This is a genomic window from Zoogloea sp. (genome assembly GCF_044344315.1).
In the GTDB taxonomy this organism is placed as follows: Bacteria; Pseudomonadota; Gammaproteobacteria; order Burkholderiales; family Rhodocyclaceae; genus Zoogloea.
In genome coordinates, this window is the sequence record NZ_JBIJDC010000023.1 from 14,183 (window position 1) to 39,057 (window position 24,875).

Here is a 24,875-nt window from a genome sequence, read left to right on the forward strand (position 1 = left end):
CTGTGCTGTTCAAGTTGGCAGTGGTATTCATGCTGTTGCTGGTCATCGGCAGCCTCTTTTCGGGCCTGCTCTTTCTTTATCGCGACAAGGGCCACGGCGACCGGGTTGTGCGGGCGCTTACCTTGCGCATCTCCCTCTCCCTCTTGCTCTTTGCCGGCCTGCTGCTGGCCGGGCGTTTTGGTGGCTACGCCGTGTGAGCCCGGCGGTTTGCGCCTAAATCCAGTACACCACGACGAACAGCAGCAGCCACACCACATCCACGAAGTGCCAGTACCAGGCCACTGCCTCGAAGGCGAAGTGGCGCTTGGCGTCGAAGTGCCCCGACAGGCTGCGCCCCGCCACCACGGCCAGCATGATGGCGCCGAGGGTGACGTGGAAACCGTGGAAGCCGGTGAGCATGAAGAAAGTGGCGCCATACACCCCTGCCCCCATGGTCAGGCCCAGTTCGGTGTAGGCGTGGTGGTATTCCCAGGCCTGGAAGCCCAGGAAGATCACGCCGAGTAGCACCGTCAGGATCAGGCCCAGGTTGAGCTGGCTGCGCTTGCCCTTCATCAGGCCCCAGTGGGCCCAGGTGAGGGTGACGCCCGAGGTGAGCAGCAGGGCGGTGTTGATGGCCGGTACGCCCCAGGCACCCATCGGGGTGAAGCTGGCACCCTTGGGGCCGGAGGTGGGCCAGGCGGCGGTGAAGCCCTCATGCAGGGTGAAGGTCGGGTCCATGCCTGCCAGGGCGGGTACCGAGATGAACCGGCAATAGAACAGGGCGGCGAAGAAGGCGGCGAAGAACATCACCTCGGAGCCGATGAACCACACCATGCCCTGGCGGAAGGACTTGTCTTCCCAGTCGGTGTAGTCGCCGCGCTGGTTTTCGGCGATCACCGCGCCGAACCACTTGAACAGCACGAAGATGATCACCGCCGTGCCGGTGCCCATGACCCACGGCCCGGGGGCGAACTTGTTCATCAGCAGGATGAAGCCCAGCGCCAGCAGGAACATGCCCCCCGACAGGAAGATCGGGTACAGGCTGGGCTGTGGCACGTAGTAGTGCGTGGCGTGGGGCGCGGCGGTGGTGGCGTGCGAGGCGTTCAAGGCGTGCTCCCGAGGGCAAGGGTTTGAATCACGGTTTCGGCGGCGCGGGGAAGAAGGCGTAGGCCAGCGTCAGCTCGGAAATGTCCTTGCTGATGCCGCTGTCCACGACGAAGGTCAGGGCCATCTCACGGCTTTCGCCCGGGGCCAGGGTCTGCTGGGTGAAGCAGAAGCAGTCGAGTTTCTGGAAGCTGCGCGCGGCCACCGTGGGCGACACGCTGGGCACGGCCTGGCCGACGATGGTCTGGTCGGACAGGTTGCGCACCAGGAAACGGGTGGTGCGCAGTTCGCCCGGGTGCAGTTCGATGGCCGGCTCCAGGGGGCGGATCTCCCAGGGCAGGCCGGGCATCAGGGTGGAGGTGAATTGCACACCCAGCTTGCGGCTGTAATCCACCGCGCTGGGCGGCAGATCCTTTGTCTGGGTCGCCTCGCGCAGGGTCTTGCCGTTGAAGCCGACGGCTTCGCAGAAGGTGTCGTAGAGCGGCACCAGAGCAAAGCCGAAGGCGAAGAAGGCCACCGCCAGCAGCAGCAGGCGGACCACCAGGCGGCCGTGCTTGCGGGGTTGGGGCAGGGCGGCTTCGTTCACGGTGATGCCTAGCGCTGGATGAAGAAGCCGACGATGTAGAGGCCGGCGGCCACGGCGCCCAGCACCCAGGCAAAGCGGGCCGAGGCGCGGCGGCGCAGGGCGAGATCGGTGTCATCGAGGTGCATGTGAGCCTCCTCAGGTGCTGGACTTGATGACGGGCTGGGTGTCCCAGGAGTGGTAGGGCGGCGGTGAGCTGAGCTCCCACTCCAGGCCGCTGGTGCCCTCCCAGACCTGGTCTGTGGCCTTGTCGCCGCCCTTCACGCAGCGCCAGATGTTCCAGGCGAAGAGCAGCTGCGACAGGCCCAGCACGAAGGCGCCGACGGTGGAGATGGCGTTGAACTCGGTGAACTGCAGGGCGTAGTCGGGGATGCGCCGGGGCATGCCGGCCAGGCCCAGGAAGAACTGGGGCATGAAGGTGAAGTTGAAGCTGACCACGGTGAGCCAGAAGTGCAGCTTGCCGAGGCGCTCGCTGTACATGTGGCCGGTCCATTTGGGCAGCCAGTAGTACACGCCGGTCATCACCCCCATGATGCCGCCGGCGAACAGGGCGTAATGGAAGTGCGCCACCACGAAGTAGCTGTGGTGATACTGGGCATCGGCGGCCACGTCGGCCAGCACCAGGCCGGTGAGGCCGGCGATGCCGAACAGCACGATGAAGCCGATGGCGAAGAGCATGGGTGTCTCGAAGCTCATCGCGCCGCGCCACATGGTGGCGATCCAGCAGAAGAACAGCACCGCCAGCGGCAGGGAGATGGCCATGGTGCTGTACATGAAGTAGAGCAGGGCCGGCACCGGCAGGCCGGCGGTCATGAAGTGGTGGGCCCACACGACGAGGCCCAGCACGCCGATGGCGATGAAGCCATAGACCTGCGCAGTGTGACCGTAGATGGGCTTGCGGGTGAAGGTGGACAGCACGTGGGGCATCAGGCCCCACACCGGCAGCAGCAGGATGTACACCTCCGGGTGGCCGAAGAACCAGAACAGGTGCTGGAACAGGATCGGGTCGCCGCCACCGGCTGCGTCAAAGAAGTGGGTGCCGAAGTGCCGGTCGGTGAGCAGCATGGTGACACCGCCGGCCAGCACCGGCAGGGTGATGATCAGCAGCACCGCGGTGACCAGCCAGCCCCAGCAGAAGAGGGGCATCTTCATCAGGGTCATGCCGGGCGCACGCATGTTGAGCAGGGTGGCGATGATGTTGATCGAACCCATGATGGAGCTGATGCCCAGGATGTGGATCGAGAAGATGGCGAAGTCCACCCCGATGCCGCCCTGCACCGACAGGGGCGCGTAGAGGGTCCAGCCGGTGGCCACGGCCCCGTCACCGATGCCGAAGAGGGCCAGGATGAAGGGCATGGTGAGCAGCAGCGCGGCCGGCGGCAGCAGCCAGAAGCCCCAGTTGTTGAGGCGCGGCAGGGCCATGTCGGGGGCGCCGATCATCAGCGGGATCATCCAGTTGGCAAAGCCGGTGGCGGCCGGCATCAGGGCCGCGAAGATCATCACCAGGGCGTGTACGCCGATCAGCTGGTTGAAGAACTCCGGCTGCATAAGCTGCAGGCCGGGCTGGAAGAGCTCCGCCCGCACCGCCAGGATCATCGCCCCGCCGAGGAAGAACATCAGCAGGGAGAAGGTCAGGTACATCGTGCCGATGTCCTTGTGGTTGGTGGTGGTCAGCCAGCGCATCAGCCCGGTGGGGTGATGGGCATGGCCGGCATGGGGGTCGAGGGTGTGGGTGGCGGTGTTCATCCGATGCTCCTCAGCGAAGGGCCTTGATCTGGGCGGGCTGGATCATGTCGCCCTTGTTGTTGCCGAAGGCGTTGCGCTCGTAGGTGATGATGGCGGCGAGGTCGGCGTCCGACAGGGTGGCCTTGAAGGCCTGCATGGCCGTGCCGGCCTTGCCGTTGAAGACCCGGTCTACATGGCTGTCGGGGATCAGTTTGCCTTCCGGCGAGAGCAGCGGGCCGGTGACGATCTTGCTGCCCGCCAGGGCCGGGAAGGCCGGCGGGATGCCTTGCCCTTCGGCTTGGTGGCAGGCGGCGCAGTTCTTTTCGTAGCCAGCCTTGCCGGCGGCCATCAGTTCGTCCTTGGTCCAGGCCCGGTCGCTGCCGGCTGCCGCCGCGGCCATCTCGGTCTTCTTCTTGTCCACCCAGGCGACGTATTCGGCTTCGGGCACGGCGCGCACCACCACGGGCATGAAGCCGTGGTCCTTGCCGCACAGTTCGGCGCACTGGCCGCGATACACCCCGGGCTCCTCGATGCGCACCCAGGTCTCGCGCAGGAAGCCCGGAATCGCGTCGCGCTTGACGCCGAACTGGGGCACCCACCAAGTGTGGATCACGTCAGTGGAGGTGAGCAGCACGCGCACCTTCTTGCCCACCGGCAGCACCACTTCGTTATCCACCTCGAGCAGGTAGTTCTCGCCCTTGGCCTCCTTGCCCTCGATCTGCTCGCGGGGGGTGGACATGGTGCTGATGAACTTGATGCCGGAGTCGGGGTATTCGTACTGCCATTTCCACTGTAGCCCGGTGACCTTGAGCACCATGTCGGCCTTGGTGCGCGTGTCCTCCATCTCGATCACCGCGTGGAAGGCCGGTATGCCCATCAGCACGAAGTCGATGAAGAGAAGGATGCCAAACGGCACCAGCACCCAGAACCACTGAAAGGCGCCGGTGGGGCCGGTGAAGGTGGCGGGTGCGGCGCCGTTGCTCTTGCGGTGCTTGAGCATGGAATAGACCATGATCGAGAACACCACCACGAAGAGCACGGTGATGATCACCATGAACTCATTGTGGATGTGGAGCGTGTCCCGGGCGATGGGGGTGACCGGGGTGGGGAAGTTCCAGGTGTAGTCGGCGAGAGCGGTGCCGGCGGCGAGAAGGAGGCTGAGACCTGCGAAAAGCCTGCCAGGGGGTCGGGGGTTGAGTCGGGTCAAGTCTCGGCCTCGTCTTTTCGTGGGATGATCAATTCGGCTTCGCGGTCTAGCTGCGCAGCCGCCTGGAGAGATCGGAGAAGAACTGGTGCCGCTGGGGCGGAGTCATCAGGTGTCCCACGTGGCAGCTGCGGCCATGGGAGCGGATGCAGATCAGCGGATCGGGAGCATCGCCGGCCTCAAGACTGACACGGGCCCAGGCGGTGGAAAAGCTCTGCTGCCGGTCCTGGCCGAGGAAGCGGGTGGTGACGGTGAGGCGATCGCCCTCAAGGCGTATGGTTTCACTGGCCGAGTCAGCGTGATCAAGCGCGCGCAGGGCAATATAGAGGGCGGCGAGCTCGAGGCCCGCAAAGGGAAGCACCAGCCAGGCGCCGGCAAGCAGGAAGCCGCCGCTCACGAGCAGGCTTGCTGCAAGAATGCCGCAGACGAGATTGCGGCGTGCTGTCGGGGTCAGGGAGCAGTTGGGACGCGCAGTCCATTCCTGCGCGCCCGCTGCCTCTGTTTTTGTCATAGCCATGGCGTCTCCTCCAGGCCCTGTCTGCGGCTATTTGACGCAGATCAAATTGTGGGCTCAGTGTAGCATCGGCGTTTCCTTTTGCAGTGCACTTGATGTGTCTGTAAATGATTGAATAAACAGGACTAATCAAATGATTTCGTTGCTGCGTTGCAGCACTGCCGCCTTGGCGGCGCTGATGGTGGGGCTGGGGGGGCTGACGGCCTGTTCGCCGGCCGGAGACGGTGGTGCCAACGTCGGCTTTGCCAGCACTGACATCACGGGTGCCAATTATGCAAAGGGCTTTCAGCTCACCGACCACACAGGGGCAGCGCGCAGCCTGGCCGACTATCGGGGCAAGGTGGTGACCCTGTTCTTCGGCTATACCCAGTGTCCGGACGTTTGCCCGACCAATCTGCTCGGGATGTCGGAAGTCATGCGCCAGCTGGGGCCGGATGCCGACAAGCTGCAGGTGCTGTTCATCACCGTGGATCCGGAGCGCGATACCCAGGCGCTGCTTGCCGAGTATGTACCGGCCTTCGACCCGCGCTTCACCGGTCTATACGGTGATGTCGCCACGACGGCCGCCGTGGCCAGGGACTTCAAGGTCTTCTATCAGAAGCAGGGGGATACCAAGGGCGCCGCCTATACGGTCGATCACTCTACCGGCACCTACGTCTTCGACCCTCAGGGGCGGCTGCGCCTGTACGTGAAGCACGGAGAGAAGCCGGAGGTGATCGTCGGTGATCTGCGCAAGCTGCTGGCGGGCAAATAGCTTCCCGGCGCGCTGAAAAACAAAAGGGCAACCCGCGGGTTGCCCTTTTTTCCGGGAGGATGGCGCTCAGGCCAGCGCGGCCAGCTGGGTGCGCATCTTCTGCATGGCCTTGGCCTCGATCTGGCGGATGCGCTCGGCGGATACGCCGTACTCGGCGGCCAGCTCATGCAGGGTGGCGGCATCACCCTCGGTCAGCCAGCGGCGCCGCACGATGCTGGCGCTGCGTTCGTCGAGGGTCGCCAGGGCGTGGTGGAGGCCTTCGTCCTGCAGGCGGGCAGCCTGACGGCGGGCCAGCACGTCGGACGGTTCGGCGTGGGGGTCGGCCAGGTAGGCGATGGGGGCGAAGCGCTCCTCGTCATCGTCGCTGCCACCTTCCAGGGCCATCTCCTGCCCGGACAGGCGGGTTTCCATTTCGCGGACTTCTTCAGGCTTGACGCCGAGCTGCTGGGCCACCGCCAGCACTTCCTCGCCCTGCAGGGTGCTGCTGCTGCTCTTCATGCTGCGCAGGTTGAAGAACAGCTTGCGCTGGGCCTTGGTCGTGGCGATCTTGACCAGCCGCCAGTTCTTGACGATGTACTCGTGAATCTCGGCCTTGATCCAGTGGATCGCGAAGGACACCAGACGCACGCCCCGGTCGGGGTCGAAGCGCTTGACCGCCTTCATCAGGCCCACATTGCCTTCCTGGATCAGATCGGCGTGGGGCAGGCCGTAGCCCAGATAACCGCGGGCAATGGCCACCACCAGCCGCAGGTGGGAAAGCACCAGCTTGCGCGCCGCTTCCAGGTCTTCGTTTTCCCGGAAGCTGTGGGCGAGGTCGGACTCTTCCGTCTCGGTCAGCAGCGGGATGCGATTCACGCTCTGGATGTATTGATCCAGGCTGCCAACCGCGGACGGGACGGGAAACGACAGGGTATGGGACATCTTGCAACTACCTCCTTGACGCCAATGTTAGCACTCCCGGCCTGTGAGTGCTAAGGGGGCGGATTGGTTCCCCGGCGATGATTTTGATGATGGGTCTGCGCCCCGCATGGTGGCGGGGAGTCAGGATGGATGTCACAGGCCTGCCCGGATGTAGCGGTGGGTGAAGCGGTCGGACTCCCCGATGGCCAGGAAGCGCGCCTGATCCACCTCGCCCCCGCGCAGCGTCGGGGGGAGCGACCAGACACCGTTGGGGTGGTCGCGGGTGTCCGTCGGGTTGGCATTGATCTCGCTGCGGGCGGCCAGTTCAAACCCGGCGGCCCGGGCGCGCTCGATCAGGAAGGCCTCGGTGACGTAGCCGCTGCGCTTCATCGTCTCCAGCGAGCTGCCCGGTGCGGCCCGGTGCTCTTCGACGCCCAGCACGCCGCCGGGTTTGAGGGCCCGCGCGAAGGCCTGCAGGCTTGCATCCAGGTGGCCGGCCTCGATCCAGTTGTGCACGTTGCGGAAGGTCAGCACTAGGTCGGCGCCGCCTTCGGGGGCAATGCCGCCCAGCGTGTCGGTGGTGGTGAACAGGCCCATCCTGACCCGGTCGTAGAGATCGGGGCGGCTGGCCAGCCTCGCATCGAAGCCGCGGCGCAGATTGCGGCGGTATTCCAGGGGGGTGTCGTAGCCGTAATGGGCGGCGTAGTACTCGCCGTGTTCGCGCAGGTAGGGTGCCAGGATCTCGGTGAACCAGCCTGCACCTGGCGCGATCTCGATCACCTTGTGCCCAGGGCGCAGGCCGAAGAAACGCAGGGTCTCGTAAGGGTGGCGGGCCGTATCGCGGGCCCGGTTGGCAGCGCTGCGGTGACTGCCGGCAATGACGGCGCGCAGTGCCGTGTCTTCGTCGGCAGTGGTGGCACGCAGGGGCAGGGGGCCGCACAGCAGGGGCAGCGCAGCCAGGTGATTCAGGAAGCGGCGACGGTCGGGCATGGCAGCCGGGGCTCGAAAAGACATGCGGCAGGTGGGTGTTTGCAGGATGGGGCAGGCATCTTCGCAGAACCTGTCACCGATCGGTGGCTGTCGGGTGGCGCGTCGTGCTGGTGACGCGAGGCCGATTGTTGTGTTGCCTGAGCAGTTTTCGCGCCATGTCCGAACAGGATGAAATGGGCCGGAAAGATGGCTATGGACGGTTGATTTTCCAATTGAAATATAAAGATTGGCCGATTTTCCGCAATTGCCTGCGTGAGAGCTGTTGAAATTCAAACACTGTGGTGTTGATTATTCAACAGCCCTTCGGGTGGCGCCTTATTCAATAACAAGAAAAAAGGCCCATTGATCTTTCTTGTATATCGATCCCATTTATTTTCATTTCCCAATATTGATCCAGATCAATAGATTGCACTCATCTTGTTATGACAAGTTGAGATGCTCGATACCGATATTCAAGCTTCACCCGCGCCTTTGTCCGAAGCCCCCCTTTACCGGCGGATTCATCAGGCCCTGCGTGAGCGGATCCTGGATGGCGATTGGCCACCGGGGCTGCGGCTTCCCTCGGAAAGCGCGCTGGGCACGCTTTTCGAGGTCAGTCGCATCACCGTGCGTCAGGCCCTGGGGGCCCTGCAGAGGGAAGGGCTGATCTATAGCCAGCAGGGCCGCGGCAGCTTTGTCAGCCGCCCCAAGGCGGTCCAGAACGTGACCCGCCTGCAAGGCTTTGCGGAGCAGATGGGGGCCCATGGCTACGAGGTGCGCAACCGCCTGCTGGCGCTTTCCGAGGTGTCAGCGGACCAGAAGGTGGCCTCACGCCTCGGCCTGCCGAAGGGGGCGCCGGTGGTGGAGATCCGTCGCCTGCGCCTGCTCGACCGGGAGCCGGTTTCCATCGAGCTCACCTGGCTGCCGCTGGACATCGGGCGTCAGGTGGCCCGAGCCGATCTGGAAGTGCGTGACATCTTCGTGATTCTGGAGAACGACTGCGCCCTTCCGCTGGGCCAGGCCGACCTGGCCCTGGATGCGGTGGCCGCCGACGCCGAGCTGGCCGCCCGCCTGAACGTGCCCGAGGGGGCACCGCTGCTGCGCGTCGAGCGATTGACTCATGACAGCACCGGACACCCGGTGGATTACGAATTCCTCTATTTCAGGGGCGACACCTTTCAATACCGATTCAAGGTGGACCGCAGTCCATCGTCAGTGGAGTGACTCATGTCTTATCAATTGGATACACGCGAAAGCGAATACGACATCGTGGTGGTGGGAGGCGGCACCGCCGGCCCCATGGCCGCCATCAAGGCCAAGGAGCGTAATCCAGAATTGCGCGTGCTGCTGCTGGACAAGGCTCACGTCAAACGCAGCGGCGCCATCTCGATGGGCATGGACGGCCTCAACAACGCCGTCGTGCCGGGCTATGCCACACCCGAGCAATACACCAAGGAAATCACCATCGCCAACGACGGCATCGTCGATCAATCCACGGTGTATGCCTACGCGAAGCACAGCTTCACCACCATCGAGCAGCTCGATCGCTGGGGCGTCAAGTTCGAGAAGGATGCCATCGGCGACTACGCCATGCGCAAGGTGCACCATATGGGCACCTACGTGCTGCCCATGCCCGAGGGGCATGACGTCAAGAAGGTGCTCTACCGCCAGCTCAAGCGGGCGCGGGTGGAGATCACCAACCGCATCATCGCCACCCGCCTGCTCACTGCGGCCGACGGCAGCGTGAACGGCGTGATGGGCTTTGATTCCCGCACGGCCGACTTCCACGTGATCCGCGCCAAGGCGGTGATCCTGGCCTGCGGGGCGGCGGGGCGCCTGGGCCTGCCGGCATCCGGCTACCTGATGGGCACCTACGAGAACCCCACCAACGCCGGGGATGGCTACGTGATGGCCTATCACGCCGGGGCCGAGCTGGCCAACCTGGAGTGCTACCAGATCAACCCGCTGATCAAGGACTACAACGGTCCGGCCTGCGCCTACGTGGCCGGGCCCATGGGGGGCTACACCGCCAACAGCCGGGGCGAGCGTTTCATCGAGTGCGACTACTGGAGTGGCCAGATGATGCTGGAGTTCTACCAGGAGCTGCAGGGCGGCAATGGCCCGGTCTTCCTCAAGCTCAATCACCTGGCCGAGGAAACCATCCAGACCATCGAGACCATCCTGCACAGCAATGAGCGCCCCAGCCGGGGCCAGTTCCATGCCGGCCGTGGCACCGACTACCGCCACCAGATGGTGGAGATGCACATCTCCGAGATCGGCTTCTGCAGCGGCCACAGCGCCTCCGGTGTGCATGTGAACGCGCGGGCCGAGACCACCGTGCCGGGTCTCTATGCCGCCGGCGACATGGCTGCCGTGCCCCACAACTACATGCTGGGCGCCTTCGCCTACGGCTGGTTCGCCGGGCACAGCGCGGCGGAGCGGGCCAGCAGCCTCGACTTCTCCCCGGTGGATGCGGAGCAGGTGGCCCGCGAGCGGGCGCGCATCTATGCCCCGCTGCTGCGCGACCATGGCCTGCCGCCCCTGCAGGTGGAATACAAACTGCGGCGCTTTGTTAACGACTACCTGCAACCGCCCAAGGTCACCCGTAAATACGAGCTGGCCCTCGACCGCTTTGCCGAAATCGGCGAGGACCTTGAACACCTGCACGCCAGCGACGCCCACGAGCTGATGCGCTGCGCCGAGGCCTCGGTGATCCGCGACTGCGCCGAGATGGCCGCCCGTGCCTCGCTCTTCCGCACCGAGAGCCGCTGGGGCCTCTACCACCTGCGGGTGGACTACCCGGAGCGTAATGACGCCGAGTGGTTCTGCCACGCCCATCTGAAGAAGGACGAATCTGGCCGGATGAGTCACCACAAGCGGCCCGTCGAACCCTACATCGTCCCCATCGCCGAACAGGAAAGGGATGCCTACGACCGGCTGCGTGTCGCGCCGAAGGCCCCCACCGAAAACACGGCCGCCACCGTCTGACCCCTGGAGAAACCCATGGCATTCCAACCCCGCAGCATCGCCCAGTTCAGTGAGGCCGCCGTCACCGTGGATCTCGACAAGTGCATCGCCCACAAGGGCTGCACCGTGTGCATCGACGTCTGCCCGATGGACATCCTCGAGATCGACCCCCAGACCGGCAAGGCCTTCATGAAGCGTGACGAGTGCTGGTACTGCCTGCCCTGCCAGAAGGACTGCCCGACCGGCGCCATCCACGTCGCCATTCCCTACCTGCTGCGCTGATTTTCCGCTTCACCCCATACATATATAGAGAGAGCTTTCCATGCGATTTTCGAACCTCACCCGGCTCGCGGCCTCGGCCCTCGTCACCATGACAGTCAGCCTCGGCGCCCACGCCGAAACCCTGCGCCTGGCCATCGGCACCCAGGACACCACCATCAACTGCGCCACCGGCGGCCTGTTGATCCGCGAGCTCAAGCTGCTCGACAAGTACCTGCCCAAGGACGGCAAGTACAAGGACGTGCAGTACGACATCCAGTGGAAGAACTTCACCTCCGGCGCCCCGCTGACCAACGAGATGGTGGCCGACAAGCTGGACATCGGCACCATGGCCGACTTCCCCGGCTCAGCCAACGGCGCCGCCTTCCAGAAGGCCGGCAAGAAGAGCCTGTTCATCACGGTGCTGTCGGGCAGCACCCAGGGCAGCGGCAACGGCGTGGTGGTGCCCAGGGATTCCAGTGCCACCACCCTGGCCGAACTGCGTGGCAAGACCATCTCGGTGCCCTTCGCCTCCGCCGCCCACGGCATGCTGCTGCGCGCCCTCAAGCGCCAGGGCCTCGACCCCGAGAAGGACGTGAACATCATCACCCAGGCGCCGGAGGTGGCCGGCCCGGCGCTGCAGGCCGGCAAGATTGACGCCCACGCCGACTTCGTGCCCTTCGCCGAGCTGTTCCCCTACCGGGGCTTCGCCCGCAAGATCTATGACGGCGTGCAGTCGGCCACTCCGACCTTCCACGGTTCCCTGGTCAATGCCGAGTTCGCCCGCAAGTACCCCGAGGTGGTGGTGGCCTTCCTGCGCGCGGCCATCGAGGCCGACCGCCTGTTCGCCAGCGATCCCGAGAAGTACAGCGAGCTGATCGAGAAGCACACCGGCATCGAGGCGCCGGTCAGCTACCTGTTCCACGGCCCCCTGGGCCTGCAGACCCGGGACTTCACTTGGAAGCCGGAATACCGCCAGGCCCTCAAGACCTCCATCGACACCCTGCACCTGATGCGCCGTATCGAGGTGACGCCCGATCCGGCCACCTTCATCGATGACCAGTACATCCGCGCCGCCTTCAAGCAGTCCGGCCTCAACTACGACGCCCGCCTGAAGAACTACGACAAGCTGCCCCTCAAGGCCAACGATGCCGTCACCGGCAAGCCCATCACCGACACCCGCCGTCTGGCCGGCCTGTGGGTGGCGGGCGAGCCCAGGGTGCGTCACTACGCCACCATCGCCAACGCCTTCCAGGACCTGCGCAAGCTCGAACAGTCCGGCAAGGCGGTGCGGGCGGTGTATGTGCATGACCTGATCCACGGCATCAAGCTGCTGGCGCCCCAGGCCTGGTTCGCCCGGGATGCCCAGGGCGAAGTCAGCGCCTTCCTGCAGAAGGACGCCGCGGTCGCCTACGCCTCGACCAACAAGGGCCAGTTGCTCGACTTCGCCGCCCTCAAGACGTCGGGAGCCGGAAGGTGACAGCCCACGGACAACAATCGGTCGCACGCCGCGTGCTGCCCTTGCTGTCGCTGCTGGTCTGCGTGGCGCTCTGGCATTTCGCCTCGTCCAGGCACATGAACCTGGGCCTGGTGACCTTCCAGAACGTCCCGCAGCCCCTCGAGGTGGTGCATGCAGCCTGGGATCTGCTCCAGTCGCCCAAGCTGCAGAATCACCTGGGCAGCAGTCTCAGCCGTGTGGCCTTCGGCTTCCTCATCGCCGCCCTTGTCGGGGTCTCGCTGGGGCTGGTGATCGGGCGCTTTCGCTGGGTCCGGGAAACCCTGATGCCACCCCTCGAGGTGGCCCGGCCGATCCCGGCGGTGGCCTGGATACCCCTGTCGATCCTGATGTTTCCCTCCTCCGAGGGCAGCATGATCTTCATCACCTTCATCGGCGCCCTGTTCCCCATCCTGCTCAACACCATCCACGGGGTGCACGGGGTCGACCCGCGCCTGATTGCTTCGGCCCGCAGTCTGGGCACGCGCCGCTGGGCGGTGTTTGCCCGGGTCATCCTGCCGGCCGCGGCGCCCTCGGTGCTGACCGGCCTGAGCATCGGCATGGGGACCTGCTGGTTCTGCCTGGTCACTGCCGAGATGATCTCGGGCCAGTACGGCATCGGCTACTACACCTGGGAGTCCTACACCGTGCAGAACTACGCCAACATCATTGTCGGGATGCTCCTGATCGGCATGCTGGGCATGGGCAGCAGTGCCCTGCTGCATCGTATCGGCCATGCCCTGATGCCCTGGTACAGCCCTGGAGGCCGCTCATGAACGCCATCCTCTCCCTGTCCGAGCTCGCCCCGGCTGCCGCGTCCACGGGGCGCCTCGACATTGACCGGGTTTCCATCGACCTGGGGGCCGGGGCCGACCGCTTCACCGCCCTGCAGGACGTGTCGGTGCACATCCGGCCGGGCGAATTCGTCTGCCTGCTGGGCCCGTCCGGCTGCGGCAAATCCACCCTGCTGGGGGCGCTGGCCGGCCACCTCACACCGTCCCGCGGCAGCCTGCTGCTCGACGGGCAGCCCATCGGCTGCCCCGATCCCGAGCGTGGCCTGGTGTTCCAGCACCACACCCTGTTTCCCTGGCTGTCGGTGCGCGACAACGTCGCCTACGGCCTGCGCATGCGCGGGGTGGGGCGGGCGGAGCGCCACCGGCAGGCCATGACCTGGCTGAAGGAGGTGGGCCTGGAGGGCTTCGAGCATCACTACCCTTCCGCCCTGTCCGGCGGCATGCAGCAGCGGGTGGAGATCGCCCGGGTGCTCATCAATCAGCCCCGGGTCCTGCTGATGGACGAACCGTTCGGCGCCCTGGATGCGCTGACCCGCCTGAAGATGCAGGAGCTGCTGCTGGCCCTGTGGACCAAACGCCGCATGACGGTCGTGTTCGTGACCCACGACATCGACGAAGCCCTGTTCATGGCCGACCGCATCCTGGTCATGAGCGCCCGCCCCGGGCGGGTGATCGAGGAGATCCGCGTGCCCGCCGGGCGTCCGCGCACGGCCGAATGGCTGACCGGCGCCACCTTCGTCGACTACAAGCGCCACTGCCTGGCCCTGCTGCGTGACCCCGAAGTGACGGTGCCCCTGGCCCGCCTGTCGCCGCTGAGCTCGGCGAGGGTGGCCGATACCGATGCCGCCTATCCAGACTGACCCCCGAACTGCTGACACTCCATTCCGATGACCTTGCCACTTCCCCCCATTGATGATGCCGATCTGGCGCAGCTCCACCCCCGCCTGACGGCTGACGACCCCACGGTGCGCCGCCTCGCCCTGATCGAGCTGGCCGAGCTGGAGAACGAGGACCACGCCCCCTGGCTGGTGGCGGCCCTCTCCGACCGAGAGCCCGAGGTCCGCGCCGAAGCCGCCGGCCGCCTGGCCTACTGGGAGAGCCCCGAAACCGTCACCGCCCTGCTGGCCAGCCTGGGCGACGCCGATGCCGGCGTGCGCGAGGCGGCGGCCCACAGCCTGACCGAGATCCGTCTGCCCGGGAGCGGCCGCCTGCTGGTGGCTGCCCTCGGCCAGCAGGCCGCGTTTGTCCGCGCCAGCGTGCTGCGTGCCCTGCGCGAGCTGCGCCTGCCCGAGAGCTTCGAGCCGGCCCTGGCCGCGGCGCTTGCCCCCGAAGCGGTGGTGCGCTTCGAGGCTGTGGGCGTGCTGGGATGGCTCAAGCACCCCGACGCCCTGCCGGTGCTCACCCGGCTCGCCGAAGGTGACGCCGAAGCGGAGGTGCGTCGCGCCGCCGTGGGTGCCCTTGGCCTGGCCACCGATGCCAGCGTGCTGCCAGCCCTGCTGAGCGCGTTGCGCGACCCCGTCTGGCAGGTGCGTGAAGAGGCCGCCACCACCATCGGCAAGCTCCGTCTGGCCGAAGCCGCTGCCGCGCTGATCGGCGCGCTGGAAGATGACTACTGGCAGGTCCGCCAGCGGGCGGCGCGTACCCTCGGTCGTCTCCGGGACACCCGGGCAGTTGCCCCGCTGGCGGCCTTCGCCCTGGGCCATTCGTCGGCCAACCTGCGCAAGGAGGCCGCCATCGCCCTGGGCGAAATCGGTGCCCCCACGGCCCTCGATGCCCTCGCCGGGGCGACCCGCGACGCGGACCCCGAAGTCCGCAAGTCGGCGCGCCTGGCGATCGCCCAGATCCAGGGCGCAAGCATCGTCGGCGCGTCCTGAGTTCTTTCACGGCGTATCCGGGCAGATCCGGACCTCAGGGGGATCACCTCCCCAGGGCCGCAGGCGGAAAAATGGGCACTCCCTTCCCGGGGTGCCCATTTTTTCGTTTCGGGAGCGCACCAGTGCAGTGCACCACGCATCGTAAGGGTGCAAAAGCTCCTGTTTGTTCCTGGTTTAATGGTTGATTAATCACGCAAATTTTTCTGGCACGCTCTGTGCATTGGAGGTTTTTAGCTGTTTTCCATGAAGGGCTTGGAGCAGATGCAGCACTGGCCAGAGAGGCGTTCGACAAGAGAGTTTTTTGGAAAATTACTTGAACATTCACGTGAAATTTCCGTTGACATCGGAAATTAGCAAAACTAATCTTTGCATCAGTGATTGTTATTCAAAGGCCCTGGCGGGCGGCTTGGAGCCGGCAACCGGGTTCTCTTTTCAAGGGGGGGCGGGATGAACATGTTTGTGAAGACCCTGAACCTGGGCGGTACCGGCCCGGCCGTGGCGATCAAGGATTCGATCGACGTGGCCGGTGTGCCGACCCAGGCGGGCAGCCAGGCGCTGGCTGATGCGGCTCCGGCCGCGCGCAACGCCGAAGTGGTCGAGCGGCTGCTCGCTGCGGGCTACCGCATCACCGGCAAGGCGACGATGCACGAGCTGGCCTTCGGCACCACCGGCATCAACGCCTGGGCTGGCACGCCGGTGAATCCCCGTTTTCCGGATCTCGTTCCCGGTGGTTCGTCCAGCGGATCTGCCGCGGCGGTGGCGGCGGGGGTGGTGGATGTGGCCCTGGGTTCCGACACGGGCGGCTCCATCCGCATTCCCGCGGCCTGTTGCGGCGTCTTCGGGCTCAAGCCGAGCTTCGGGCGGGTCAGCCGTCAGGGCGTGATGCCGGCGGTTACCAGCCTGGATTGTGTAGGGCCGTTTGCGGCCGACATGGACAGCCTGATTGCCTGCATGCGGGCCATCGACCCGAGCTTCGGCGCGCTGCCGGGGCTGGAGGAGGTGTCCATCGGCCTGGTGGATGTCCCGGCAGTGGCGGAAATCCGCCAGACCGTGGCCGGGGTGGTGGCCGGTAGCGGCTTGCCGGCCGGGACGGTCCGGCTCGCCCATTTCGATGCGGCCTACCAGGCCGGGCTTGCCGTCATCAACGCCGAAACCTGGGCGGCCTGTGGCCACTTGGTCGAGACCGGCAAGGTGGGCGCCGACGTGGCCCAGCGCTTGATGGCCGCCTCCCGCACCACCCCGGCCGATGTGGCGGCCGCCAACGCCGTCCGCGATGCCTTCACCGCGGAGGTGGATGCCGCACTGGAAAGCTTCTCCGTGCTCGCTCTGCCGACCATGGCCGATGCCCCGCCCAGCCTGGACCAGGCTGCCGATACCTCCCGGCTGGTCAGCATGACCTCGCTGGTGCGCCCCTTCAATCTGTCCGGCCATCCGGCCATTGCCATCCCGCTGCCAGCCCGGAGCGGTTTCCCCGTCAGCCTGCAACTGGTCGCGGCCAGGGGGCACGACGAATTGCTATGTGCCGTGGCCCGGCATGTGGCCAGTCGGTTGCAGTGACACCAACTCTCAAGCGGAGACACCCATGTTAGTGGCTATGAAAGAGACCCGGGAAAGTGACGCCGCCCATCCGGCGGCCGCCCTGGAGGCACTGCTGCCGGAAATCAGGCAGCGCCGGAAGGAGTTTGAAAAACAGCAGCACATCTCGCCGGACATCATCCAGCGCTTCAAGGAAGTCGGGGTGTATCGCGCCCTGGTGGCCAAGCGCTTCGGTGGTGACGAGAAGTCGCCGGCGGAGTTCTGCCAGCTGATCGAGAGGATCGCCGAGGCGGACGGCTCTGCCGGCTGGGTGGCGAGTTTCGGCATCGGGGGCGTCTACCTGGCGGCCCTGCCCCTGGCGACCCTGGAAAAGCTCTACGCCAACGGCCCGGATGTGGTCTTTGCCGGCGGCATCTTTCCGCCCCAGCCGGCCGAGCTGGTGGAGGGCGGCTTCAAGGTGAGCGGGCGCTGGAGCTGGGGCAGCGGCAGCATGGGCGCCGAGGTGGTCGGCGCCGGCATTCTGCCGAAGAACGCCGAGGGTTCCGGGCTGCCGCGCATGGCCGTGATGCCGCGGGAGAAGGTGCAGATCGTGCCCAACTGGGATGTGATGGGCCTGCTTGGCACCGGTAGCCACGACATCGTGGTGAAGGACGTGGTGGTGCCCGAGGAATGGACCTTCGTGCGGGGCGGCGCCGCCTCCCTCGACACGCCCCTCTACCGCTACCCGACCCTGTCTTTCGCCGCCCAGGTGCTCACCGTGGTGGGCCTCGGCATCGGCCGTGCCGCCATCAACGAAGTGCTGGGCATGGCCGCCGGGCGCGCCTCCGTAACGGGCGCCCCCAACCTGGGTGAGCGCATCTATGTGCAGCTCGAGATCGCCCGGATCGAGGCCGAACTACGAGCGGCCCGCGCGTGGTTCTACGAGGCCATCGACGATGTGTGGCAGGTGCTGCTGGCCGGTGGCACGCCCACCGATCACCAGGTGAGCATGCTGCGCCTGTCCACCACCCACGCCTCCCGCGTCGGGGCCGACGTGGCCCGCCGCGCCCAGATGCTCTCCGGCGGCACCGGCGTGTATGAGTCGAGCCCCCTGGCCGCCCAGGTCCGCGACGCCCAGATGATCACCCAGCACGCCTTCATGGGCGATATCACCTACCAGAACGCCGGCGCCATGCTCTTCGGGCACAAGCCGCTGCCGGGCTACCTGTAACACCCAACGATCCACGGGAGATAGAGATGAGTGACAAGAAACCGCTGCGCGTGCTGTTCTGCATGGGCGTCAATCAGAACTTCATGGATGGCACCGCCGACGAGATGAAGGACGTGTGGGGCGCCTTCGTGGCCATGATGCAGGGCATTGCGCGCCTGCCCGGCGTGCGCGTGCTGGGCAACATGGACGACGACCAGATCATGGTCGGCCCCTCCGTCGCCTTTCCCTGGACCACCTACGTGCTGGCCGACGTGCCCGACCTGGAGACGGTCACCGCCGCCTGCAACCTGTTCCGCGCCACCCCGGTGGGCGACGGCACCTACAAGCTGTGGAAGTACATCCGCGTCGAGGCCCGAATCGGCCGCGAGCTGGTGATTCCCGAGTAAGGCCGCCGGGGAGCCGACCATGACCGACCTTGCCCACCTCCGTCAGCTCGAGGCACGCCTCGACCGCCTGGAAAGCGAAGGCGCCATCCGCGCCTGCATCAACCGCTACATGTTCCTGTGCGACTACCTCGATGCCCGCACGCCCCTGGATGAACTGGCCGGGCTGTTCACCGTGGATGCGGTGTGGGAAGGCATTGGCGAGAAGTACAAGGGCACCTTCGGGCGCATCGAAGGGCGCGAGGCCATCGCCGCGATGATGGCCAAGTACATGGTCGAGCCGGCGCACTTTGCTCTCAACGTGCATTTCCTGACCAGCGAGACGATCCGCGTGCATGCCCCGGATGCGGCCACTGGCGCGTGGGTCATGCTGCAGACATCGACTTTCGCCAGCGGCGCCTCCCACCTCAACGCGGCGCGTCTGAGTATCGACTTCGCCCGCCAGGACGGCGTCTGGCGGATGGCCCATTTCCGTACCGAGAACCTGTTCAGCCGTCCGGTGACGGCCTGGAACGCCAGCGCGGCCCTGCCGGTGCCGCGCTAGCCCCCCGTCCCTCTCATCAGATCGAGAAACAAGGAAGACAACACCATGACAAGCCAAACCACCAGCAAGGGCCACACCCTGGCCGACCTGGTCCAGCACGACCGGGTGCATACCTCCCTCTACACCGACCCGGCCATCTTCGAAGACGAGATGGACAAGGTCTTCGCCAACACCTGGGTGTGGGTTGCCCACGCCAGCGAGATCCCCGAGGCCGGTAGCTACAAGACCGGCTACATCGGCCGCCAGCCGGTGGTCACCGTGCGCGACCGCAAGCAGCAGGTGCATGTGCTGCTCAACCGCTGCCGCCACCGTGCCGCCACCGTCTGCGAAGGCCACAAGGGCAAGACCAACAGCTTCGTGTGCCCCTACCACGGCTGGAGCTACTCCCTGGACGGCGCCCTGCGCGGCGTGCCCAGCCCGGAGAGCTACGGCGACCTGCTGGACAAGGCCGACTACCCGCTGGTCAAGCTGCGCGTCGAGGAGTACGCCGGCATGATCTTCGCCACCTTCAAGGACGACATCGAGCCCCTGGTCGACTTCCTCGGCCCGGCCAAGAAGTGGATGGACCTGTTCATGAAGCAGGGCGGCGGTTTCCCGATCAAGGTGGGCGGCGAGCACCGCTTCCGCTTCCCGGGCAACTGGAAGATCCAGCTCGAGAACACCACCGACGCCTACCACTTCCCGCTGGTGCACAAGTCCTTCCTGTCCTCGGTGGACAAGCAGACCGAAGAGATGCTCGACTTCGTCGAAGGTCCGGGCTTCGTGGAAGACCTGGGCAACGGCCACAGCGTGATGGTCATGATCCCCGACCTGGTGGATCTGGAGGCCAACCTGGACGCCCCCATCCCCGAGCGCTTCGCCGCGCTGGCCGAGGAGCTGCGTGCCGACTACCCCGAAGACCAGGTGCGCCGCATCGTGCGTGCGGTGGGCGGGTCCGGCTTCAACCTCAACATCTTCCCCAACATCGCCTGCTCCATGGCCTTCTTCCGGGTGCTGCGTCCGGTGTCGGTGACCGAGACCGAGATCCACCACGCGGTGATCACCATGGACGGCGGCCCCGAGGCCGGCAACCGCGCCCGCCTGCGCATGCACGAACACTTCCAGGGCCCCATGGGCTTCGGCACTCCCGATGACTCGGAAGCCTGGGAGCGCGTGCAGAAGGGCTCAAACGCCGGCACCGACCAGTGGATCCTGCTCAACCGCGGCCTGGCCAAGGAACAGGAGACGGCCGACGGCCGCCGCAGCGACGTGAGTGCGGAAACCGGCATGCGTGCCGCCTACCGCCAATGGAAAAAACTGATGACCGCCTGAGGCGGAGGACGAAGCCATGAACATTGAACTGCTCAACCAAGCCAGCGCCTTCATCTGCCAGGAGGCCGACATGCTCGACCACGGCGAATACGCCGAATGGCTCGCCCTGTGGGAAGAGAAGGGCCTCTACATCGTGCCCATCAACCCGGACGAAACCGACTTCGCCAACACCCTCAACTACGCCTGCGACGACGCCAAGATGCGTAACCTGCGCGTGGCCCGCCTGGGCAGCGGCGAGTCCATCTCCACCTCCCCGGCGCCGCGCACCATCCGCAGCGTGTCGCGCTTCCGCATCCTCGCCGATGACGGCAAGACCGTCACCGTGCGCTGTGCCCAGAACCTGCGGGAGTTCCGCAAGGAGATCCAGAAGCACTACACCGCCAACCTGACCTACACCCTGGTCCGCACGGGTGACGCCGAGGGTGACAGCTTCCGCATCCAGCAGAAGGTGGTGCGTCTGCTCAACTCCTCCGATGCGCTGCAGTGCATCGGCTACATCCCCTAAGGAGCGCAGCATGAACCAAGTCGCCCTCGTCACCGGTGCCGCCCAGGGCCTCGGCAACATCATCGCCCGGCGCCTGCATGCGGCCGGCTACAAGCTGGTCCTCACCGACCGGACCGAGGACATGGCACGCACCGCCGCCGCGCAGCTGGATGCGAGCGGCGACACGGTTCTGCCGCTGGCCCTGGACGTGATGCAGAAGGCCGCCTTCGAGGCCGCTCTGGCCGCCGTGCGCGAGCGCTGGGGCGGGCTGCATGTGGCGGTCAACAACGCCGCCATCACGCCCACCACGCCGGTGATGCAGATCACCCCGGAAGAATTCGACACGGTGCTGGCGATCAACCTGCGCGGCACCTTCCTGGGCTGCCAGGTGTTCGGTGCGGCGATGGGCGCGGCCGGCTATGGCCGCCTCATCAACGTGGCCTCCCTGGCTGGGCAGAACGGTGGCACCGCGTCCGGTGCTCACTACGCCGCGTCGAAGGGCGCCATCCTGACCCTCACCAAGATCTTCGCCCGCGAGCTCGCGGCCTCCGGTGTCACCGTCAACGCCATCGCCCCGGGCCCCATGGAGCTGCCCTCGGTGCGTGCCGCCGTGCCCCCCGAGCGTCTCGAGAAGCTCATCGAGATGATCCCGGTGAAGCGCCTCGGCAACCCCGAGTTCGTCGCCAGTCTGGTCGTGCAACTGGCCTCCGCCGAAGCCGACTTCGCCACTGGTGCAGCCTGGGATGTGAACGGCGGCATCTTCATGCGCTGACTGGCGAAGCGAAACCAACAGAAGGGAAAACACAAAAATGTCTGAAGAAACGCTCCGGGTTGTCGTACGCCGCAGCGAGTCCCAGGGCCAGGGCGTTCTCGTCCTCGACCTGGCGCCCGCAGACGGTGGCGAGCTGCCCCCCTTCGAGGCGGGGGCCCACGTGGACCTGCATCTGGGCGAGGGGCTGGTGCGCCAGTATTCCCTGTGCGGCAATCCCGCCGACCGCCAGGTCTACCGCCTGGGCATCCTCAAGGACCCGAATTCCCGCGGCGGTTCCATCGCTGCCCACGAGCGCCTCAGCGAAGGCACCGTGGTGGAGATCGGGGTGCCGCGCAACCTCTTCCCGCTGGAGGCCGGCGCACGCCGCAGCATCCTGGTGGGCGGTGGGATTGGCGTCACGCCCATGATCGCCATGGCGCATACCCTGTCGGCCCAGGACAAGCCCTTCGAGCTGCATTACAGCGGGCGCACCCGTTCGTCCTGTGCCTTTCTCGATGAGCTCGCGGCGGCGCCTTTCAGCGCCCAGGTGCACACCCACTTCGACGACGGTGCGGTGGAGCAGCGCCTCAACCTGGTCGAAGTGCTGACCGGCGCCGATGCGGGCACCCACCTCTACGTCTGCGGCCCCTCCGGCTTCATGGACTGGGTCATCGCCGAAGCGGGCCGCCTGGGGCTGTCCGCCGGGCAGATCCACAAGGAGTACTTCCAGGTCGAGGCGCCTAGCGCGGGCGGCAAGGCCTTCGACGTGGCCCTGAAGAAATCCGGCAAGACGGTGCATGTGGCCGAAGGCCAGACCATCGTCGATGCCCTGGCCGGTGTCGGCATCAAGATCAAGGTGTCCTGCGAGCAAGGCGTCTGCGGCACCTGCCTGTGCAACGTGCTGGAGGGCACCCCCGACCACCGGGACGTCTTCCTGACCGACGGGGAGAAGGCCGACAACGACCAGATCCTCCTGTGCTGTTCCCGCGCCCTCAGCGACACCCTGGTGCTGGACCTCTAGCCGGATCATCCCCAAGGAGAGACATGATGATCGATACCCATGAATTCCGTAACGGCATGGCCATGCTCACCGGCGCCGTCAATGTGATCACCACCGCCGGCGCCGACGGGCTGGCCGGCTTCACCGCCACGGCGGTGTGCAGCGTCACCGACCAGCCGCCCACGCTGCTGGTGTGCATGAACCGTTCGTCCTACGCCCACCGCTTCTTCACCGCCAACGGCGTGCTCTGCGTCAATCTGCTCGGCGGCGACCAGCAGGATCTGTCGGGCCTGTTTGCCGACCGCAACGTGAGCATGGAGGAACGCTTCCAGCGCGCCCGCTGGCAGGCCCTGGCAACCGGCAGCCCGGCCCTGGACGACGCCCTGGCGAGTTTCGACTGTCGCATTGCGCAGATCCACGACGTCGGTTCCCACAGCATCTTCTATTGCGAGGTGGAGCAGATGCGTCAGGGCGATCAACGCCCCGGCCTGGTGTATTTCAATCGCAATTACCACCGGGTCGGTGACGAGAGCCGTGCGGCCGGGTGAATGCCGGGTCCAAGTTTATTGCTTTTGAATTCGCCGATTCATTACCCAATTGGGCTGAAGCCATGCCAAACCTGAATGTCTATCTGCTTGAAGGCCATTCCGACGCACAGAAGGAATTGCTGCTGGCGCGCATGACCGATGCCGTCGTGGACAGTATTGCCGCACCGAAGGCTTCGGTCCGGATCTTTCTGATCCAGTTGCCCCGGACTCATGTCAGCGTGGGCGGGGTCTGCCTGGCGGCCGCCGCGCGGGCCGGTGAGCCGGTTCCTGCAGGCGGTCCGACCGTCCATGTGTTCCTGATTGCGGGGCGTAGCGAAGCGGCGAAGGAAGTCCTGATCGGGCGTCTCACCGGCGTGATCGGCGAAGTGCTGGACATCCCGCCGGCGCCGGTACGCATCATGATCTTTGATGTGGCCAATACCGATTTCGGCATGGAGGGAAAGACCGCCCGGGCCATGGGTCGCTGAGGGCGTGATTGGGCCGCTATTGGGCACGTAATTGGTGCGAAATGGGCGGTCACTGCACTGCAATATGGCAATTTTGAAAAAGGGGTTTTTTCCCGGATTCACCCAGGGCCCTGAAATGGCCCCGGGCGCCTGAATCCCGCCAAACAGGCGGAAATGGCATGAAGAATGCTCTTGAATAGTGTCCGTGATGCGCTGCAGCGAATGGACCCATTCGGAAGTCGTCCTTCAAAACCAGGCAGTGCAAGCGGCTTTATTTTTGGATATAAACGTGAAAAATCACGTGAATAGATTTGTGAATCGTGTTTTTCCGGACGGAAGCTCACGAAATCTCGATGCAGGCAGTGCCATTCTTTGACTGGAGATTGAACATCATGAAATTCAAGCGTCTCGTAGCGTCGGTAGTGATGGGTGCCCTGTTTTCCGGGGCCGCTTTTGCGCAGGTCAAGGTGGGCGTGATTTCGTCCTCCACGGGGCCCATCGCCATGGTTGGCATTCCCCAGAAGAACTCCGTCCCCCTGATGCCGACCAAGGTCGGCAACCTCACGGTGCAATACATCCCCCTGGATGATGGCAGCGACCCCACCGCCTCGGTGGTGGCGATCAAGAAGCTGATCAGCGAGGAGAACGTGGACGCCATCATCGGCCCCTCCGGTTCTCCCAATGCCATGGGCGTGATCCAGTTTGCCGCCGAAGCCGGCGTGCCCCTGTTGGCCCCGGTCGGCACCGCCGCCGTGGTGCTGCCGATGGACGACAAGAAGAAGTGGGTCTTCAAGACCACCCAGAACGACCAGCTGATCGCCGACGCCCTGGTGGGCCACATGGCCAAGCACGGCATCAAGACGGTGGGCTTCATCGGCTCGTCCGACCCCTATGGTGAAAACTGGGCCAAGGTGTTCACCGAGAGCGCCGGCCGCAAGGGCATCAAGGTGGTGGCCAGCGAGCGCTTCCAGCGCAGCGACAGCTCCGTCACCGCCCAGGGTCTCAAGCTGCTGATGGCCAAGCCCGACGCGGTCTTGATCGCCGCCCCCGGCACGCCTGCCGTGCTGCCCCAGATCACCCTGCATGACCAGGGCTACAAGGGCAAGTTCTACCAGACCCACGGTGCAGCCCTGCCCGAGTTCCTCAAGCTCGGCGGCAAGAAGGTGGAAGGCACCGTGCTCGCTGCCAGCCTGATGCTGGTGCTCGATCAGGTGTCCGATGCCCACCCCTCGCGCAAGATCGCCATCGACTACGTGAATGCCTACGAGAAGCTCCACGGCGTCAAGCCGGCGACCTTCGGCGGCAACGTCTTCGATGCCGGCCTGCTGCTCAAGACCGCCATTCCCATTGCTGCGGCCAAGGGCAAGCCCGGTACGCCGGCCTTCCGTTCGGCCCTGCGCGACGCCCTCGAGCAGACCAAGGACATGCCCGCCACCCAGGGTGTGTACAACATGTCGCCGGCTGACCACAGCGGCTTTGACGAGCGTGGCCGCGAGCTGATCACCGTCAGCGGCGGCAAGTGGACCCTGATCCCCTGATGCC

Annotated in this window: 27 protein-coding genes; 20 read left to right on the plus strand and 7 right to left on the minus strand. The window is 65.6% G+C overall.

From position 1 onward, the window contains the following. Positions 1–2: 2 nt before the first annotated feature. Entirely contained in the window at positions 3–197 is a 195-nt protein-coding gene (locus tag ACIQ09_RS07270; protein ID WP_398307700.1) for a twin transmembrane helix small protein, read from the plus strand. Positions 198–213: 16 nt separating this feature from the next. Here ACIQ09_RS07270 and ACIQ09_RS07275 read toward each other — a convergent pair whose 3' ends face one another. The 5 genes from ACIQ09_RS07275 to ACIQ09_RS07295 all read right to left on the minus strand — a co-directional run bounded on the left by ACIQ09_RS07275 (position 214) and on the right by ACIQ09_RS07295 (position 5,112). Then, positions 214–1,086 carry a cytochrome c oxidase subunit 3 gene (locus ACIQ09_RS07275; protein ID WP_398307702.1) on the minus strand — a complete coding sequence of 291 codons (873 nt, stop codon included), beginning with the start codon at positions 1,084–1,086 and terminating at the stop codon, positions 214–216. Between the two features lie 28 nt (positions 1,087–1,114). After that, the gene (locus ACIQ09_RS07280) at positions 1,115–1,669 is read right to left on the minus strand and encodes a cytochrome c oxidase assembly protein (protein WP_398307704.1); all 555 of its coding nucleotides are present in this window, start codon (positions 1,667–1,669) and stop codon (positions 1,115–1,117) included. Positions 1,670–1,804: 135 nt separating this feature from the next. Next, positions 1,805–3,412: a cytochrome c oxidase subunit I gene (ctaD, locus tag ACIQ09_RS07285; RefSeq protein ID WP_398307706.1), complete on the minus strand. Its 1,608-nt coding sequence runs from the start codon at positions 3,410–3,412 to the stop codon at positions 1,805–1,807. A 10-nt stretch (positions 3,413–3,422) separates the two neighbouring features. Continuing rightward, positions 3,423–4,598 (minus strand): cytochrome c oxidase subunit II, encoded by a 1,176-nt coding sequence (coxB, locus tag ACIQ09_RS07290; RefSeq protein WP_398307708.1) that lies wholly within the window; start codon positions 4,596–4,598, stop codon positions 3,423–3,425. Positions 4,599–4,644: 46 nt separating this feature from the next. Further along, entirely contained in the window at positions 4,645–5,112 is a 468-nt protein-coding gene (locus ACIQ09_RS07295; RefSeq protein ID WP_398307710.1) for a DUF2244 domain-containing protein, read from the minus strand. A gap of 130 nt (positions 5,113–5,242) precedes the next feature. Between ACIQ09_RS07295 and ACIQ09_RS07300 the strand changes: the two genes are divergently transcribed. Beyond that, positions 5,243–5,863: an SCO family protein gene (locus ACIQ09_RS07300; RefSeq protein ID WP_398307712.1), complete on the plus strand. Its 621-nt coding sequence runs from the start codon at positions 5,243–5,245 to the stop codon at positions 5,861–5,863. Positions 5,864–5,929: 66 nt separating this feature from the next. Here ACIQ09_RS07300 and rpoH read toward each other — a convergent pair whose 3' ends face one another. Together rpoH and ACIQ09_RS07310 are read right to left on the minus strand one after the other, a co-directional pair. Beyond that, positions 5,930–6,784 (minus strand): RNA polymerase sigma factor RpoH, encoded by an 855-nt coding sequence (gene rpoH / locus ACIQ09_RS07305; RefSeq protein WP_398307714.1) that lies wholly within the window; start codon positions 6,782–6,784, stop codon positions 5,930–5,932. A 132-nt stretch (positions 6,785–6,916) separates the two neighbouring features. Next, entirely contained in the window at positions 6,917–7,753 is an 837-nt protein-coding gene (locus ACIQ09_RS07310; RefSeq protein ID WP_398307716.1) for a class I SAM-dependent methyltransferase, read from the minus strand. Between the two features lie 435 nt (positions 7,754–8,188). Here ACIQ09_RS07310 and ACIQ09_RS07315 point away from each other — a divergent pair, with 435 nt between their 5' ends. From ACIQ09_RS07315 to ACIQ09_RS07400, 18 genes are all read left to right on the plus strand, one after another. Beyond that, positions 8,189–8,956, plus strand: a complete 768-nt coding sequence (locus ACIQ09_RS07315; protein ID WP_398307718.1) for a GntR family transcriptional regulator — start codon at positions 8,189–8,191, stop codon at positions 8,954–8,956. 3 nt (positions 8,957–8,959) lie between these two features. Beyond that, on the plus strand, positions 8,960–10,720 hold the full coding sequence (locus ACIQ09_RS07320) for a fumarate reductase/succinate dehydrogenase flavoprotein subunit (protein WP_398307720.1): 1,761 nt from the start codon (positions 8,960–8,962) through the stop codon (positions 10,718–10,720). A 15-nt stretch (positions 10,721–10,735) separates the two neighbouring features. Beyond that, positions 10,736–10,981, plus strand: coding sequence for a ferredoxin family protein (locus tag ACIQ09_RS07325; protein WP_299869445.1), 246 nt, complete (start codon positions 10,736–10,738; stop codon positions 10,979–10,981). Positions 10,982–11,021: 40 nt separating this feature from the next. Then, positions 11,022–12,437, plus strand: a complete 1,416-nt coding sequence (locus ACIQ09_RS07330) for an ABC transporter substrate-binding protein (protein ID WP_398307723.1) — start codon at positions 11,022–11,024, stop codon at positions 12,435–12,437. Next, positions 12,434–13,228 carry an ABC transporter permease gene (locus tag ACIQ09_RS07335; RefSeq protein WP_398307725.1) on the plus strand — a complete coding sequence of 265 codons (795 nt, stop codon included), beginning with the start codon at positions 12,434–12,436 and terminating at the stop codon, positions 13,226–13,228. Before ACIQ09_RS07330 ends, ACIQ09_RS07335 begins: the two co-directional genes overlap by 4 nt. After that, the gene (locus ACIQ09_RS07340) at positions 13,225–14,106 is read left to right on the plus strand and encodes an ABC transporter ATP-binding protein (RefSeq protein ID WP_398307727.1); all 882 of its coding nucleotides are present in this window, start codon (positions 13,225–13,227) and stop codon (positions 14,104–14,106) included. The genes ACIQ09_RS07335 and ACIQ09_RS07340 overlap by 4 nt, the downstream gene beginning before the upstream one ends. Positions 14,107–14,133: 27 nt before the next feature. After that, a complete protein-coding gene (locus ACIQ09_RS07345) occupies positions 14,134–15,120 on the plus strand; it encodes a HEAT repeat domain-containing protein (protein ID WP_398307729.1) in 987 nt (328 codons plus the stop codon). 447 nt (positions 15,121–15,567) lie between these two features. Continuing rightward, the gene (locus ACIQ09_RS07350; RefSeq protein ID WP_398307731.1) at positions 15,568–16,677 is read left to right on the plus strand and encodes an amidase; all 1,110 of its coding nucleotides are present in this window, start codon (positions 15,568–15,570) and stop codon (positions 16,675–16,677) included. Between the two features lie 25 nt (positions 16,678–16,702). Then, positions 16,703–17,866 (plus strand): acyl-CoA dehydrogenase family protein, encoded by a 1,164-nt coding sequence (locus tag ACIQ09_RS07355; protein ID WP_398307733.1) that lies wholly within the window; start codon positions 16,703–16,705, stop codon positions 17,864–17,866. A 26-nt stretch (positions 17,867–17,892) separates the two neighbouring features. Continuing rightward, positions 17,893–18,252: a hypothetical protein gene (locus ACIQ09_RS07360; RefSeq protein WP_296406707.1), complete on the plus strand. Its 360-nt coding sequence runs from the start codon at positions 17,893–17,895 to the stop codon at positions 18,250–18,252. A 19-nt stretch (positions 18,253–18,271) separates the two neighbouring features. Continuing rightward, a complete protein-coding gene (locus ACIQ09_RS07365; protein WP_324461440.1) occupies positions 18,272–18,793 on the plus strand; it encodes a nuclear transport factor 2 family protein in 522 nt (173 codons plus the stop codon). Between the two features lie 45 nt (positions 18,794–18,838). After that, complete coding sequence (locus ACIQ09_RS07370; protein ID WP_398307736.1) at positions 18,839–20,104, plus strand: Rieske 2Fe-2S domain-containing protein; 1,266 nt, start codon at positions 18,839–18,841, stop codon at positions 20,102–20,104. A 16-nt stretch (positions 20,105–20,120) separates the two neighbouring features. Next, a complete protein-coding gene (locus tag ACIQ09_RS07375; RefSeq protein WP_398307738.1) occupies positions 20,121–20,609 on the plus strand; it encodes an aromatic-ring-hydroxylating dioxygenase subunit beta in 489 nt (162 codons plus the stop codon). A gap of 10 nt (positions 20,610–20,619) precedes the next feature. Next, positions 20,620–21,360: an SDR family NAD(P)-dependent oxidoreductase gene (locus ACIQ09_RS07380; RefSeq protein ID WP_398307740.1), complete on the plus strand. Its 741-nt coding sequence runs from the start codon at positions 20,620–20,622 to the stop codon at positions 21,358–21,360. Positions 21,361–21,397: 37 nt separating this feature from the next. Beyond that, positions 21,398–22,360 carry a PDR/VanB family oxidoreductase gene (locus tag ACIQ09_RS07385; RefSeq protein ID WP_398307742.1) on the plus strand — a complete coding sequence of 321 codons (963 nt, stop codon included), beginning with the start codon at positions 21,398–21,400 and terminating at the stop codon, positions 22,358–22,360. Between the two features lie 23 nt (positions 22,361–22,383). After that, on the plus strand, positions 22,384–22,887 hold the full coding sequence (locus ACIQ09_RS07390; protein ID WP_398307744.1) for a flavin reductase: 504 nt from the start codon (positions 22,384–22,386) through the stop codon (positions 22,885–22,887). Continuing rightward, positions 22,884–23,354 (plus strand): tautomerase family protein, encoded by a 471-nt coding sequence (locus ACIQ09_RS07395; protein WP_398307746.1) that lies wholly within the window; start codon positions 22,884–22,886, stop codon positions 23,352–23,354. Before ACIQ09_RS07390 ends, ACIQ09_RS07395 begins: the two co-directional genes overlap by 4 nt. A 371-nt stretch (positions 23,355–23,725) precedes the next feature. Further along, the gene (locus ACIQ09_RS07400) at positions 23,726–24,871 is read left to right on the plus strand and encodes an ABC transporter substrate-binding protein (protein ID WP_398307748.1); all 1,146 of its coding nucleotides are present in this window, start codon (positions 23,726–23,728) and stop codon (positions 24,869–24,871) included. The last annotated feature ends 4 nt before the right edge of the window (positions 24,872–24,875 follow it).